The organism is Microvirga roseola, assembly GCF_020866965.1.
GTDB lineage: Bacteria > Pseudomonadota > Alphaproteobacteria > Rhizobiales > Beijerinckiaceae > Microvirga > Microvirga roseola.
Window position 1 is genome coordinate 60,036 of the sequence record NZ_JAJATX010000007.1, and the last position, 14,325, is coordinate 74,360.

General features: G+C 63.8%; 12 protein-coding genes. 6 read left to right on the forward strand and 6 right to left on the reverse strand.

Annotated features, from left to right (window positions below; all coding sequences use genetic code 11):
* Nucleotides 1-2 precede the first annotated feature (2 nt).
* Nucleotides 3-968, reverse strand: a complete 966-nt coding sequence (locus LG661_RS06825) for a hypothetical protein (protein WP_230531126.1) — start codon at nucleotides 966-968, stop codon at nucleotides 3-5.
* Here LG661_RS06825 and LG661_RS06830 point away from each other — a divergent pair.
* From LG661_RS06830 to LG661_RS06855, 6 genes are all read left to right on the forward strand, one after another.
* On the forward strand, nucleotides 912-1,820 hold the full coding sequence (locus LG661_RS06830) for a hypothetical protein (RefSeq protein WP_230531127.1): 909 nt from the start codon (nucleotides 912-914) through the stop codon (nucleotides 1,818-1,820). The two genes, LG661_RS06825 and LG661_RS06830, sit on opposite strands and share 57 nt — an antisense overlap.
* Nucleotides 1,821-1,829: 9 nt before the next feature.
* Entirely contained in the window at nucleotides 1,830-2,399 is a 570-nt protein-coding gene (locus tag LG661_RS06835) for an MT-A70 family methyltransferase (protein ID WP_230531128.1), read from the forward strand.
* 1,039 nt (nucleotides 2,400-3,438) lie between these two features.
* Nucleotides 3,439-4,497: a tyrosine-type recombinase/integrase gene (locus LG661_RS06840; RefSeq protein WP_230531129.1), complete on the forward strand. Its 1,059-nt coding sequence runs from the start codon at nucleotides 3,439-3,441 to the stop codon at nucleotides 4,495-4,497.
* 296 nt (nucleotides 4,498-4,793) lie between these two features.
* A complete protein-coding gene (locus tag LG661_RS06845; protein WP_230531130.1) occupies nucleotides 4,794-5,528 on the forward strand; it encodes a helix-turn-helix transcriptional regulator in 735 nt (244 codons plus the stop codon).
* A gap of 1,745 nt (nucleotides 5,529-7,273) precedes the next feature.
* Nucleotides 7,274-7,459 (forward strand): hypothetical protein, encoded by a 186-nt coding sequence (locus LG661_RS06850; protein ID WP_230531131.1) that lies wholly within the window; start codon nucleotides 7,274-7,276, stop codon nucleotides 7,457-7,459.
* A 74-nt stretch (nucleotides 7,460-7,533) separates the two neighbouring features.
* Entirely contained in the window at nucleotides 7,534-8,322 is a 789-nt protein-coding gene (locus LG661_RS06855) for an SDR family NAD(P)-dependent oxidoreductase (protein ID WP_230531132.1), read from the forward strand.
* 62 nt (nucleotides 8,323-8,384) lie between these two features.
* Here LG661_RS06855 and LG661_RS06860 read toward each other — a convergent pair whose 3' ends face one another.
* Genes LG661_RS06860 through LG661_RS06880 form a run of 5 tightly spaced genes read right to left on the reverse strand, consistent with a single transcriptional unit; the run spans nucleotide 8,385 to nucleotide 14,319 of the window.
* The gene (locus LG661_RS06860) at nucleotides 8,385-9,875 is read right to left on the reverse strand and encodes an NAD-dependent succinate-semialdehyde dehydrogenase (RefSeq protein ID WP_230531133.1); all 1,491 of its coding nucleotides are present in this window, start codon (nucleotides 9,873-9,875) and stop codon (nucleotides 8,385-8,387) included.
* Between the two features lie 2 nt (nucleotides 9,876-9,877).
* On the reverse strand, nucleotides 9,878-10,642 hold the full coding sequence (locus LG661_RS06865; RefSeq protein WP_230531134.1) for a sulfite exporter TauE/SafE family protein: 765 nt from the start codon (nucleotides 10,640-10,642) through the stop codon (nucleotides 9,878-9,880).
* A gap of 3 nt (nucleotides 10,643-10,645) precedes the next feature.
* Nucleotides 10,646-12,649 carry an alpha-glucosidase gene (locus LG661_RS06870; protein WP_230531135.1) on the reverse strand — a complete coding sequence of 668 codons (2,004 nt, stop codon included), beginning with the start codon at nucleotides 12,647-12,649 and terminating at the stop codon, nucleotides 10,646-10,648.
* Between the two features lie 8 nt (nucleotides 12,650-12,657).
* Complete coding sequence (locus LG661_RS06875) at nucleotides 12,658-13,422, reverse strand: SDR family NAD(P)-dependent oxidoreductase (protein WP_230531136.1); 765 nt, start codon at nucleotides 13,420-13,422, stop codon at nucleotides 12,658-12,660.
* Between the two features lie 15 nt (nucleotides 13,423-13,437).
* Nucleotides 13,438-14,319, reverse strand: a complete 882-nt coding sequence (locus LG661_RS06880; RefSeq protein WP_230531137.1) for an SMP-30/gluconolactonase/LRE family protein — start codon at nucleotides 14,317-14,319, stop codon at nucleotides 13,438-13,440.
* Nucleotides 14,320-14,325 lie beyond the last annotated feature (6 nt).

Sequence of the window (14,325 nt, forward strand, 5' to 3'; positions counted from 1 at the left end):
GATCAGCCCCTTCCGTTGAAGCCAGCGTTGAAACCCTGCGCGAACGACCCATTCCGGTTGCGCTCGCGCACCATGTCGGCTTTCACCAGGTCTAGCACCGGACGCATGTCGCCGTTCGGCCCGCGCTCCTGGCGGGTGCTGACCTGCACGCCGGCGTGGTTGTTGACGATCACCTGCATGCCGCCGCCGCTCTTGCCGTTCGGGATGATGCGGCCAGGCGTGGTCGGCACGAAGGTCTCGCGGCCGGACTCGCCGACCGTGTATGCCGTGCCCGGCTTGACGAGCCCGCCCGAGGCGCGGCCTGTCGGGTTGAAGGACAAGCCGCCCCCGCCTCCGAGCAGGCTGTCGAGGAAGTTGCCGCCCCCGAAGAGGCTGTCGAGCGCCATGTCGATCAGCCGGTCGGCCACGCGGGACAGCATGGTCTCGAGCGCCTCGGCCGCGTCCTTGCCTTCGCGCAGGTCGGAGATGAACCCAGACAGGGCGCCGGAAGCGATCGAACCGAACTCGGCGATAGCGTCCTCGAAATTCCGGTGCGCCTCCTCCGCGTCCTCGATTTTCTGGCTCGCCTCGCCATAGGCGGCCGCCACCTGGTCGATCTGCGCCTGCAGCGTCGGCGTGATGGCGACATTGGCCTCTTTCGCCGCCTCCAGCAGCCGGAAGGCGGCCTCGGCCTTCGCCGTGTCGCCCGCCGACAGGCCGATGGTCTGGCGCTCGGCCTCCAGCGCGCGGGTGCGCATCTGGATCTGCTGGATCTCGCGCTGGAACTCATTCTCGCGCTTGCCGCGCCCCCCGCCCGCCTTGTCCTTGTCGCCGCCCGGAACTGCATAATTCGAGTTCCGGATCGGCTTCACCGTGAAGCGCATCGGGGTTTCCGCCGCGGGAGCCGGCGGCTTGTACCCCCGCATGCTGCCGTGAACGGCGTAGGAGTCGGCGTCAAAGGCCTGGTCGATGCGGTTCTTCGGATCCATTACCCCCATCGAGGCAAGGCCGCTCTCGGCCATAGCCTTCGCCTGGCCGAACAGCTGGATGAACCGCTCCAGTTCGTGGATCGTGGCCTGAAGACCTGCCGGCAGCCTGCCGATCTGGTCGACCAGAAACTCGACGGACTTCTGAAACCCATCGGTCGCGCCGATGGCCTCGTTCATCTTGCCAGCCGTGGCGGTCAGGGCTGGTATCAGAAGACCCTCCCGGAGGCCAAGGGTATCCGCGGCCGGATCGCAACTCTCGCGCCGATCCTACACTGGCGCGTCTGCAATGTCTGGGATTGGCTGAAGATCTACGCCCCGATCGCGGACTACGGCAACTGGGCGACGAAGGTCGTTGCTGACGCTTACGGCGGCGACGAGGCCGAGGAAATCAACGCCCGCACCGGCTGCATCGGGTGCCCACTGGCAAGCAAGGAAAAGGCGCTCGAGACGATCCTGCTCAATCCGGCCTGGTCCTATCTCTCGCCGCTTCTCAGCCTGAAGCCTCTCTATCGCGAGCTGAGAGAGCCCAAGCACCGGCTGCGCAAGGCTGGTGCCGAGATCCTGAAAGACGGATCGATGGCCAAGAACCCGCAGCGCATGGGCCCGCTCACGTTCGAAGCGCGCCTGATGGGTCTTACGAGGGTGCTGGAGATCCAGGCTACCTGCAATGAGGCTGCGGAGCGTCTCGGCCGGCCCCGGCTCGACATCCTCAATGCTGAGGAAGAGGCGCGCATCCGCGAGCTGATCGACCTCGGCACGTGGCCGGATGGCTGGGACGGTGAAGAGCCGACTGCCGATACACCTCTGGATCTCGTCTTCCCGGACGGGTCCGCGCAGCCCCTGTTGATGTGAGGTGGCGGGATGAACTGGCCCTTCGATCCTCTCCGCCCGCTGTCCTACGAGCTCATCGTGGCGGATCCGCCGTGGCGCTTCGCCCTGCGCTCTGAAAAGGGACAGGCCAAATCAGCGGATACCCATTACGGCACGATGCAGCTCGACGCCATCAAGGCGCTTCCGGTCGGACAGCTGGCCCGTGGCAACTGCCTTCTGTGGCTCTGGGCCACCCACCCGATGATCGGTGAAGCCCTCGACGTGATGAGAGCATGGGGATTCCGGTTCGTCAGCTCCGGCGTGTGGGTGAAGACCACCAAGACAGGAAAGCTGAGTTTCGGTACCGGGTATGTGCTGCGCTCCGCCTCCGAGCCGTTCCTGATCGGCTCCTTCGGTGAGCCGCGCACGTCGCGCAGAGTACGCACGGTCCTCATGGCTGAGCGCCGGGAGCATTCCCGCAAGCCGGACGAGGCATACGTCGCCGCCGAGGCGCTCGCCATTGATGCTGTGCGTCGTGCTGATCTGTTCTCGAGGCAAACCCGTCCGGGGTGGGACGCCTGGGGGAATGAGGCCACCAAATTCGACGAGGTGTCAGCATGACCTGGACTTTCGAGGAACACCGCTTGGATACGAGCGCACAGAAGCAGGCACGCCGTCTCCTAGAACGACTGCAACGCCACGGGTACTATCGGCAATGACTGCGCAAAGGAACAGGCAGTGGCACCTTCAGCGCCTGAGCTGTGCGGCGTTCCGCGACTTAGCCCAGGCACTCGTCCGGTCAGAACAGATCAGCATCCGCACGGCGGGCGGCAAAACAAGACCGGCCAGCGAAACTGCAACGACTGAACTCAACACTATCGTCATTCGAGTGCCCCTGTCTGAGAGAGTAAGCAGATTGGCCTGCACCTCAGTCATGGTGAACGAAGATAGTTTCCCGAAACTTACCGGTGCGCGTTTCAGAAGCGCAACCAACGGCGAGCAAAGAAAAGGGCCACTGTTGCCAGTGGCCCGAAGGAAAGAAAAGGGCCACTGTTGCCAGTGGCCCGAAGGTGGGACCGGAGTCCTTCCAGAGGGAACGACGCGACCGGGAGGATTGATCGCATCTTCCCTGACATGGGGAGGCCGCTGTGTGCCTGTCACCTGCTTAAAGGCCAAGCTGGCATGCGCACGGCGCATCAATCCCGCCTTGAATTCGCCCTCCTCACTTCCAGCCGGGGATCAGGGCCATGATCAAACCTTCATTTTGCCAGCGTCGGCAAGGTGATCGGCTCGCACCTAAGCCATTGAGACCATAAGCTCGGCTTCTTCGTGCGGAAGCCAACTCACATTAAACTACGTTCATCGATCTATTGCCAAGATGAGCGTACTCGGGAGTACTAGGCCATGGGAAGGGCGCAGCTGAGAAACACCAGCCAGACCTTACCTCCTCGTGGGTTAACGCGTGAACAAGCGGCTGACTTCTGTGGGCTCGCCCCAAGCACCTTTGACGCGTGGGTGCGCGCCAAGAAGATGCCGGGCCCTGTCGCCGGAACGAAGCGGTGGGACCTCAAGGCGCTGGAGAAGGCCTGGGATCAGCTCTCAGGACTCACCGACACGGTAAACAAGGCCGATGACGATTTCGCCCAGTGGGTACGAGAGAATGGACCTCACAGTTAAGATGAAGGGCCTTCATAGGGTCAGGGCAAAGCTCGCCGACGGAACCGAGAAGTTCTACTTTTACGCCTGGCGCGGCGGGCCCAAGCTGGAGGGGAAGCCGGGAGAACCGAAGTTCCTCGCCTCCTACAATGCGGCCATCGCCAGCCTGAAGGCTACGCCAAAAGGGCGCTTTCACAGTGTCATCAGCGGGTACAAGGCGTCTGGTGAGTTCGGGAAACTCGCTCCACGGACCAAGAGCGACTACCTGAAACACATCAAGGTCATCGAGGCAAAGTTCGGAACTATGCCGCTCAGCGGCTTCTCCGAGCGGAATCGGGCGGTCACGCGTGGCCTGTTCAAGGCGTGGCGAGACGAGCTCGCACAGCGCTCGGAGCGGCAGGCCGATTATGCCTGGAGCATCCTCGGCCGGATCTGCTCCTGGGGCATGGACCGCGGCCTGGTCGACACCAATCCCTGCGAGCGGGGTGGCCGGCTCTACGAGGCCGACCGGACGGACAAGATCTGGACCGATGCCGACGAGGAGCGCTTCCGCGAGAAGGCACCCAGCCACCTTCACCTGGCACTCCTGCTGGCGCTCTGGACCGGCCAGCGGCAGGGCGATCTGCTCCGGCTGACCTGGACCAACTATGACGGTGAGTTCATCCGTCTGCGTCAGGGTAAAACAGGAAAGCGGGTCACCATCCCAGTGGGCGAACCGCTTAAGAAAGCTCTCGACGCCGAGAGGAGGCGCGGTGCCCTGATACTGCTGAACAGCGATGGCGACCGCTGGACAGAGGACGGCTTCCGCTCATCGTGGGGTAAGGCCTGCAAGAAGACTGGTGTAGAGGAAGTCACCTTCCACGACCTACGAGGCTCGGCAGTGACCCGTCTGGCCATTGCGGGGGCCGAGGTCCCCGAGATCGCAACCTTCACGGGGCACTCGCTCAAGGATGTCCAAGAGATTCTCGATGCCCACTACCTCAGCCGGGACGTGAAGTTGGCCAAACGGGCCGTCGAGAAGCTTGAGCAACGGCACAAGCAGGTGAGTAATAAAGGGGCCTAATAGGCCCCCATTTCATTTTACGATTCAGGATCTAACCCATTGAAAACACATAAGCGCAAAAGCGCATCTTTTACAGCTAAGTTATTGAATTGCTGAAGGAAGAGCAGACTCTGACTCCGCTAGCCTTGGTTCGAATCCAGGTCCCCCAGCCACTCCCTTCCCAAATTTTTGCGGAACCAATAGGTTTTCTCGGAGCCTTTTCGGCCAGCGCCTAAAGCTCTGAGGACTGATTGACAGCCATAGCCGGGAGTGATTGCTATCCTGTTTCGCCCGACAGTGGCTTCAGGATTCTTCGTATGGCTTCTAACCGCGGTCACTTCGAGACGGTATTTGAGTTTGTCGAGGCTTGCGAAAGCCTGACCCGCATCGATGCCGTTCTGGCGGCAGTCCAGTCAATGGCGGAACCTCTCGGCTTCTCCTCGTTCATAATCACGGGGCTCCCCCTCCCGAACCGGCCTCTAGAGCCTCTCGTTCTCCTCAATTCTTGGCCGGCCGGTTGGTCAAAGCGCTATCTTTCGCAGAATTATTTTCAGATCGATCCGGTCGGGCAGCATGCCTTTGCGACTAGCGCCCCACTCCGCTGGGGCGATGCGCCGTATCGCAAAGAGGCAAGGCTCGCGCAGCAGGTGATGGGAGAGGCGGTTGAGTTCGGCCTCAGGGATGGCGTCCTGGTGCCGATTTTCACAGCAACCGGATGGCAATCTGCGATCAGCTACGCCAGCGGTCACAAGCTGGATCTTGGGCCGAAGGATATGGCAGCAGCACACCTCCTGGCCATCACAGCTCATAGCCGTCTTCGCTCTCTGCTGAGCGAAGAACGCAACCTACGCAGAAAACTGACGCCACGCGAGCGAGAGACCCTGGCTTGGATCGCGGCTGGGAAAAGTGCCTGGGAGACATCATCGATCCTTGGCATCTCCGAAGCAACGGTCATCACCCACCTCAACAACATTCGCCGTAAGCTCAATGTCGCCAATACCACACAGGCTGTGGTGGTCGCTCTGCAGGCTGGGGAGCTACAGCCCTACTGAACTCCTAAGATGTTAGGATAGCAGCACTCCCTCAGGCTTGGGATCATTCCCATGCATGCTGGAATGAGGGGCTGATCCATGATCCAAGTTCACGTAGTCACGAACGAAAATGCCTCTTTTTATGCGGAAGAGCTTCTCTGCTACTTTCGCTGGCGTCACCTGATCTATGTAGAGGAAAGAGGCTGGGAAGACCTTCGGCGTGAAGATGGGCTAGAACGCGATCAGTTCGACGAAAGGCGCTGATGTCGTTGGCGGGTCGCGTATGATTCGTATGTCCAACCCGACCCTCTTGAGCGAGATTTCCCCACCTCGTCCAGCGCGGCGAAGTTCCGCGCGACCAATCCTTCATTGAATGGACAAGGATGTTCGTCGCCCCTGCCCACCGTACCGGGACCGGGCCCCGTTCCGTTGCAGGCGCCCTGTTCTGTTCCGTCATGGAGTATTGTCTGACCATATAGGCATCCTGCGTCGGCGGAGTCATGGAAAGCTTCTGGTTGCCTCGCTGGCAAAATTTCGGCTGGACGACCCGACCGCTGGGAGTCCCTGAAGAGATTGCCGGATGCATGACCTTGGCCGCTTTCATGGATGTGGACCAGCAGTCGCTAGATGGGGTGCGCGCAGCCACGGGCTGGCATGAATCCTTATTGGTTTGGGAGAAGGAGCTCCGCGGCGATCGGTTGTCGCGACAGCGGCAACTGACCCGCCCTGCGCGCTTAGCCCGCTAAACCGAGGGCACTTCCATGGAAAAGCCTGAAGACCGAGCCGAATTCAAGTTCAGCCGGGAGGATCGGATTAGTGCCTCACTGCTGCAAATTGCGGTTCACATCGTCCTGCTGAAACGTCAGTTGAGGGAGGGAGATCTGGAGCAATTGACACATCTCCGCTCCTTCCTAGAGGCGGCGGACAAGCTCACCTGCGAACTCGGATATGGAGACGATGCGAATGCTACTCCTGCCACTCGGAAGAGACGGCGCCGACTAGATCAACGATGACGCGCCTCATCGTCCTGCTTTGATTTCTCGAATGCTGATCAGGGACCGATCCTCGGCTTCGTCGGAAGTACCTCCAGTATTTTTCCCACCCGCCTTTGGGAGGAAGGAAACAGCTTACTCCTCGAAGATCTCGCGGCGAAGGGCGGGGAATGAACTCAGTAGCGGCTTCATCATGGCTGGCGATCCGTGCGGTACCCGAGCACCATCCCCGAATTCAGAATGATAGTATCGCGTCAGTAGTCGCGATTTTCATTCTCTCTGAACTGCGCGACCCACCCTGGTGTCGTCGCGGCATGTGCGCTCCATCACCGAAGCTGGCGCGGTCCGGCGCCATGGTTGCTCAACGGCTCACGATTGAACGGAGGCTTCCATGGCGCATCACATCGCATCGTTCGGATTGGGAGTGATCGCCCCCCTCGCCCTGGTCGGCTGGCTGCTTCTCTACTAGGGGCGCGACGAGAGCGGTCGGTCGACCAGCGCAGTGCTCAGGTCAAGGCTGCGATCGCCTGCCCGGCGGCCCAGCCGACCAGAAGGCCGCCAAGGATGATGAAAGGCAGCAGGTGCCAGTCTTTGCGGCCGAGCATCCAGGCCTCTCCTTTTGTCTCAATCGGGCCTCAGGCTCCGACTCCAACCTGGGAAACATCTTCCGGTCTGTCGAGGCCCTCTTGCGGTCAGGCCCGGTAACCCGAGGGGATGATTGCCCGCCCTTCGGCCCAAGGGAAGAATGAAGCATTCCCGCCGAAGGAGAATCCGATGTTGCCCCTCGCAATGGTTGCAATGATCGCCCTGACCATCGGACTGCCTGTCCTGCTCTTCTATGCCATCGTCACGGCCAGCGGAGTCGACCCGAGCCTGTTTACAGGCATGGTCGCCGGCACCGTCTTCGCAACCTTCCTCATCGCGACGATCTTCGAGATCAAGCGCCTCGCGGACCTCTGATGCCGCGAGAGGCCTTGCGAGGGCCGGCGATCTCCTGACACACTCCTCCAAAAGAGCGTCAGGGAGGACCATCGGTGGCAAGGCTCGAAGGCAAACGGACGATCGTCACGGGAGCAGGCAGCGGGATCGGCCGCGCCAGCGCCCTGCTCTTCGCGGCAGAGGGAGCGGCGGTTCTCGCCGTCGACCGGGATGCGGAGGCGGTCGCAGAAACGGTGCGCCGGATCGAGGCTGCGGGCGGCCGGGGCATCGGCCTTGCCGCGGATGCGGGCTCCGAAAAGGATATCGCGGATTTCGTCTCCCATGCCGCGGAGACCTTCGGCGGGCTCGACGTGGTCTTCGCCAATGCAGGCGTGAGCGGCGGGCTCACGCCCCTGCTGGAACAGCCGGTTTCCCTGTGGGAAGAGGTGCTGCGCATCAACCTGATCGGGCCGTTCCTCGCCATCAGGCATGCCGCTCCTCTCATGGCGGCGCAGGGCGGCGGCTCCATCGTCTGCACCGCGTCGGTCGCGGGGCTCAGGGCCAATGCGGCGGGCGCGCCCTACAGCGCCAGCAAGGCGGGCGTGATCAGCCTCGTCCAGACCGCCGCCAATGCGCTCGGCGGGACGAAGGTGCGCATCAACGCCATCTGCCCGGGCCTGATCGAGACCGGCATGACCCGTCCTCTCTTCGACGGCGCCCGCGAGCGGGGCACCGAGGACAGGATCGGCCAGCTCAACCCTCTGCGCCGGGCTGGACAGCCGGAGGAGATCGCCGCCGCGGCGCTTTTCCTGGCGAGCGACGAATCAAGCTACGTCAACGGTCAGGCGATCGCCGTGGATGGCGGCCTGTCCAGCACGCATCCCTTCGCGCCTTCCCGGCGTTGAGCCCATGAAAAAGGCCCGCCGGTGGCGGGCCTTCTTTGCGTTCCGGCAGATCTGCGCAAGCGTCACAGGCCTGCGAGGCAGATGTATTTCAGCTCGAGGAAGCCCTCGATGCCATACTTGGAGCCCTCGCGCCCGAGGCCCGACTGCTTCACGCCGCCGAAGGGGGCCATCTCGTTGGCGAGCGCCGGGGTGTTCACGCCCACCATGCCGCTCTCCAGGGCCTCCGCCACGCGCCAGACGCGGGCCATGTCCTTGGCGTAGAAGTAGGAGGCGAGGCCGAACTCGGTGTCGTTCGCCATGGCGATCACATCCGCCTCGTCCTTGAACGGGATGATGGGAGCCAGCGGCGCGAAGGTCTCTTCCTTCGTCACCTTCATGCTCTGGTTGATGCCCGTCATCACCGTCGGCTCGAAGAAGGTGCTGCCGAGGTCCGAGCGCTTGCCGCCGATCAGCAGCTTGCCGCCCTTGGCCAGGGCATCCGCCACATGGTCCTCCATCTTCGCCACGGCGCGGTCGTCGATCAGCGGGCCCATGGCCACGCCTTCCTCCGTGCCCCGTCCGAGCTTGAGGGCTTTCGCCTTCTCGGCCAGCTTCTCGGCAAAGGCTTCTGCGACGCTCTCCTGCACATAGATGCGGTTGGCGCAGACGCAGGTCTGGCCGGCATTGCGGAACTTCGAGGCCACGGCTCCGGCCACCGCCGCATCGAGATCCGCATCGTCGAACACGATGAAGGGCGCATTGCCGCCGAGCTCCAGCGACAGGCGCTTGATGCTGTCGCCCGCCTCCCGCATCAGCCAGCGGCCGACATTGGTGGAGCCGGTGAAGGTGATCTTCGCCACCTTCGGGTTGTGGCAGAACTCCTCGCCGATGGGCTTCGCATCGTTCGTGGTGATGACCGAGAACGCGCCCTTCGGGACCTCTGCCCGCTCGGCCAGCACGGCGAGCGCAAGGGCCGAGAGCGGGGTCTGGGCCGCGGGCTTGAGCACCATGGTGCAGCCGGCGGCGAGCGCCGGGCCGACTTTCCGGGTGATCATGCCGTTCGGGAAGTTCCAGGGCGTGATCGCAGCGCAGACGCCGACCGGCTGCTTGAGCACCACGATGCGCTGGTCGGGCGCGGCGCCCGGGATGACGTCCCCGTCGATGCGCTTGGCTTCCTCGGCGAACCACTCGATATAGGCGGCGTTCGAGATCACCTCGCCCTTGGCCTCGGCCAGCGGCTTGCCCTGCTCCGTGGTGAGGATCAGCGCCAGATCGTCGGCATTCTCGATGATGAGGTCGTACCACCGCCTCAGGACCTTGCTGCGCTCCTTGGCCGTGCGCTTGGCCCATTCCTTCTGCACCTCGTGCGCCTTGTCGATGGCGCGGCGCGCGACCTCGGGCCCGAGGTCCGGAACATGCGTGATGATCGAGCCGTCGAAGGGATCCGTGACGGGAAGGGTCTTGCCCGCGGGGGCATCGATCCACTCGCCGGCCACATACGCCTGCCCCACCAGCAGGGACGGGTCCTTGAGGGCGGCAATGCGGCTTTCGGCAGGCTTGTGATGGGCTGTCATCGTTAAGCTCCCATGAGGTGAATGACGGAAGGCGCGCCGAGCGACACACCTGAGAGAAACAGAAGGGCGACCACGATGCGGCGCATCGTAGCCGGGGAAAAAGGCGGCGGCCAGCGGCGGGCTGCATAGGTCGCGCCCATGACCGCCGGGATGGCGAGGAAGGCGGACCAGGTGGAGCCCGACGGCAGATGCCCGGCCAGCGCCACGATGCCGATACGAAACACCGAATTCACGGCGAAAATCGTCACCAGGGTCTCGCGAACCTTCACCATCTGCATCGGCTGACGGTAGAAGTGATAGACCAGAGGTGGGCCCGCGGTCGAGAACATGCCACCCATCAGGCCCGCAATTCCGCCGAAAACCAGGAAAGAGAGCTTGCCGGACGGACGCCTCAGCGGTGCGGGCTTTCGCGCGAGCTGCAGGCTCGAGACGATGATGACGAGCCCGAGGATCAGGCGCAGGAGATCCGCACGGTCGCCCGCCAGCCAGTCGAGCAGCCAGTAGCCCACGAAGAGGAGCGGCAGGCTGGCCGCCATGACGAGCCAGAACTCGCGCCGGGCGATGTCGCGCCAGCCCTTGAGGAACATCTGCACCGCATTGACGAGAACCAGCACGCTCACGACCAGGGCCGCATCGGGCAGCGGCATGATTCCCATGAGGCCCACGCCGCCCATGGTGATGAGCCCGAAGGCGAAGCCCGTCAGGGTCTGGGCATAGGCGGCCGCCCCTGCCAGGAGCAGGAAGCCGATCAGCTCAGGAAGAGACATGCGTCAGAGCGCCCTCAGGGCTTCGAAGAGTTCCGTGAAGTCCGATCCCGCCCGGTAGAACACGGGCGGCTGGCCGTAAGGCGCGGCAACCGTCGCCTCCTGCCCGCCCGGGAAGCAGCGGCCCGACCAGAGATGGATCCATTCCGCGCCCTCGGCAAGATAGGTGGCCCATTCAGTCTTCCCCGCCTGCCAGACGGGAGCGACGAGGAGATCCGGGCCGTAGAGGTAGGCGTCCTGGATCGCATAGGTGCGCGCATCGTCCTCGAAATGGAGGAAAAGCGGGCGCTGGACCGGAAGCCCGCGGCTGGAGGCCTCGGCCACGAGGGATTTCAGGTAGGGCACGAGATGCACATAGACCCGCGTCATGCGCGCGAAGTGGGAGAGCACCTCCGGGTCCTGGTCGATCTGGAGGTTGTCGCGCGGGCGGTTGCCCTCATGCGTACGCATGACCGGCGTGAAGGCCGCCATCTCCGCCCAGCGGATGATGAGCTCCGCCGTGCGGACATTGCCGAAGAGGCTCGTATACCCGCCGATATCCGAGTGGTGATAGGCATTGCCAAGGAGGCCCGAGGAGAGTGCGCCCGAGATCACGGTGACGAGACCGTCATGGCGGGTGAAATCCACCGATTGGTCGCCGGCCCAGAGCAAGGGACAGTGCTTCTGCACGCCCGTGAAGCCGGCGCGCATGAAGAACAGGATCTCGCCCGTCTTGGCTCTGCTTTCCACGGCGCGGGCATTCACCCCGGCCCAGAGGGTCGGCCAGGCATTGTGCATCAGCCTGGCGTCAATGCCGTTGGCGAGATTGACGTCGATGGGCAGGTACTCGCCGAAATCGGCCATCCAACCGGAGAGGCCGTAATCGAGCATGTTCTGCCCGATCACCCGCTCGGCGAACCAGGCGGCAGCCTCCGGGTTGGTGAAGTCCACGACGCCGCAATCGAACTCGCCGAAATCGACAAGGGCCGTCCCGCCTTCGTCGTTCGTGGCGAAATAGCCTGCCGCGTCGGCTTCGGGAAAGAGCGAGCCGTCAACGGCGATGTAAGGGTTCACGTAGCCGAGGAAGCGGATTCCGCGCTCCTCCAGATCCGCGATGCGCTGGCGCAGGCCCGGGTAGCGGTCCTCGTTCGCCTTCCAGTCCCAGAACAGGCGCGCGCCAAACGAGGTGTGGCGAAGCCCCACCCAATCTTCGCACCAGAGGCCGGAGACCTTCGCGCCGGCGGCGACGATGGCCTCCAGCCGCTCGAAGGAGTTCGCGCCGTCCTTCAGGCCGATGATCGCGCCGCCATAGACCCATTCGGGGAGCGGCGGCTGGCGGCCGAAGCGCTCGGCCATCGCCTCGACGAGATCGATGAAGGTGGGGCGCGCGGTGAGCTCGATCCGCTCAGGCACGGCCCAGATCTCGACCTCGTGGAAATCCTCCTTCCGAAAGTCGAAGGCGGAATAGGCGGTGGTCTCCACGTGGAGGGCGTAGCGCCGTGAGGAGAGATAGGTCGGCTGCGGATAGTTGGTGTTCCAGTAGTCGCCGCCCGACTTGCCCGTCACATCCGCCTTGAAGGTGATCTCGGTGGTCTTGTCGCGCCCGACGCCGGGCTCCGAGGTCCATAGGGGGAAACGCCGGCCGCGCATGTCGAAGTAGGACATCTGCTCGCCGCCGCCCCAGACATGCTCGCCCTTTTCCGCGGCCACGCGAAGCCAGACGCGGTTGATGGCGGCATCGGCGGCGTTGAATGCGACGATCCCGTTCCTGCCGTCACCGGAAACGGTGAGGGTCAGCCGCGCATGCTGGCCGGGTGCCGCAGAGAAGGCAATCTCGGAGCCGGAGACAGCGGCATGGCGGAGCGGCGTACGCTCGACCACGTAGTCCTCGATGTCGAAATTGCCCCGGTACATGTCCATCCGCGCCTCGCCGGAGCCGACGAAGAGGCAGGGTGCGTCATCGCGGTGGCTCAGGACGAGCCTGCCGTCGAGAACGAGGTCGAAGCCGTCGGCTGTGGTCTTGATGTGCATGGGACGTCTCAGTTCTGGGTCAGGCCGGCATCGACGATGAAGTTCGCGCCCGTGCAGCCGACGCTCTCATCGGAGCCGAGGAAAAGGGCCATCTTCGCCACGTGGCTGGCGTCGAGGCGGAATTTCAGGGCCTGCAGGTCGATGAACTGCTGGTTCAGCTCGGGAGTCAGCCAGAGCTTCTGCTGGCGTTCGGTGAGGATCGCGCCCGGCACGATGCAGTTCACGCGGATTCCGGAAGAGCCGAGTTCGCGGGCGAGCGTGCGGGTCATGCCGTTGATCGCGGCCTTTGCTGTCGTATAGCCGACCATGCCGGGGCGGCCGCGCATCCAGGATATCGAGCCCAGCATGATGACGGAACCCGAACCCCGCTCCGCCATGCCCTTGGCCACGGCCTGGGTTGCGAAGAGCTGGTGGTCGAGGTTGAGCGCCAGAGCCCGCCGCCAATATTCTGGCTCGACCTCGTCCAGGGCGTGCCGGTCGTCCTTGCCCGCATTGTTGACGAGCACGTCGATGCTCCCCTGCCCGCTCTCGGTCCGGGCAAGCACATCGCGCAGCTTCGCAATGTCGGTGACGTCGCAGACGTGGAAGTTCGCACCTGTGGAAGCCGCAAGCGCCTCCCCCATCTCCGCATCGATGTCGAGAAAGGAGACCCGCGCGCGCTGCGCCACAAAGGCCTTCACCATCTCCTCGCCGATACCGGAGGCTCCTCCCGTGATGACCACGGAGCGGCCTTCGAGGGAGCGGTACTGGACGGATCTATAATCGAACGGCATCGGATGTCTTTCGCCTTAGACGGCAGGATCGAAACGGTACTCGGGCTGTCCCGGCACATCGACCGGCATGGAGAAAACGCTGCCCGAATGCGGGAATTCGGCCAGCTCCTCGGCCGGGCGGCCCGTCCGCGCGGAGGTCACGTAGAGGGTCTTCAGGTCGGGCCCACCGAAGCTGACCATGGTGGGGCAGCGGGCGGGAACGGCATATTCCGCCATCAGGCGTCCCTCCGGGCTGTAGCGCTGGATGCGCCCGCCCTCGAACAGCGCGGTCCAGTAGCAGCCGTCAGAATCCACGGCGGCTCCGTCGGGCCGCCCCCGGTCGGTCTCGGTGGGCTCCAGGCGCACGAAGAGAGTCTTGTCCGTCGCCTCCCCGGTCGCCGGGTCGTAGGCGTAGCGCCAGACCGTGAAGGTGGGAGTATCGGAATGATAGAGCGTCCGGCGATCCGGCGAGAAGGCGACGCCGTTCGAGGTCAGGAGGCCGCCCGCCATCGGCACGAGCCCCCGCCGGTCATAGCGGTACAGATGCGCCTTGCCGCCCGCCTTCGGCTCGTCGATGGTGCCGGCGAGAAATCGTCCTACCGGATCCACGCGCCCGTCATTGAAGCGGCTCGTGCGCTGGTCTTCCGGATTCTCGGCGAGCTTTGTCTCGGGCACGCCACTGGCGTCCAGAAGCCAGATCCCGGAGCGGAACCCGGCGATGAAGCCGCCACCCTTCCTGAACCCGTAGCAGCCGATCTCCTCGGGCATCGCCATGACGTCGTGCCCGCCCGTGGAAGGCTTGTAGCGGTGGAGCGCCTTGCCCTTGATGTCGACGAAGAAGAGCGCCTGCTCTTCAACCGACCATTTCGGGCATTCTCCCAGCTCCGCCCGGACATCAAGCGCGACGGTCAAGGACATGGCAGG

What these genes read in the sequence shown, in the direction of transcription:
- LG661_RS06835 (WP_230531128.1), top strand. Translation starts at nt 1,830, where the DNA reads ATGAACTGGCCCTTCGATCCTCTCCGCCCGCTGTCCTACGAGCTCATC.
- LG661_RS06845 (WP_230531130.1), top strand. Translation starts at nt 4,794, where the DNA reads ATGGCTTCTAACCGCGGTCACTTCGAGACGGTATTTGAGTTTGTCGAG.
- LG661_RS06865 (WP_230531134.1), bottom strand. Translation starts at nt 10,642, where the DNA reads ATGTCTCTTCCTGAGCTGATCGGCTTCCTGCTCCTGGCAGGGGCGGCC.
- LG661_RS06880 (WP_230531137.1), bottom strand. Translation starts at nt 14,319, where the DNA reads ATGTCCTTGACCGTCGCGCTTGATGTCCGGGCGGAGCTGGGAGAATGC.
- LG661_RS06840 (WP_230531129.1), top strand. Translation starts at nt 3,439, where the DNA reads ATGGACCTCACAGTTAAGATGAAGGGCCTTCATAGGGTCAGGGCAAAG.
- LG661_RS06875 (WP_230531136.1), bottom strand. Translation starts at nt 13,422, where the DNA reads ATGCCGTTCGATTATAGATCCGTCCAGTACCGCTCCCTCGAAGGCCGC.
- LG661_RS06850 (WP_230531131.1), top strand. Translation starts at nt 7,274, where the DNA reads ATGTTGCCCCTCGCAATGGTTGCAATGATCGCCCTGACCATCGGACTG.
- LG661_RS06825 (WP_230531126.1), bottom strand. Translation starts at nt 968, where the DNA reads ATGGATCCGAAGAACCGCATCGACCAGGCCTTTGACGCCGACTCCTAC.
- LG661_RS06860 (WP_230531133.1), bottom strand. Translation starts at nt 9,875, where the DNA reads ATGACAGCCCATCACAAGCCTGCCGAAAGCCGCATTGCCGCCCTCAAG.
- LG661_RS06870 (WP_230531135.1), bottom strand. Translation starts at nt 12,649, where the DNA reads ATGCACATCAAGACCACAGCCGACGGCTTCGACCTCGTTCTCGACGGC.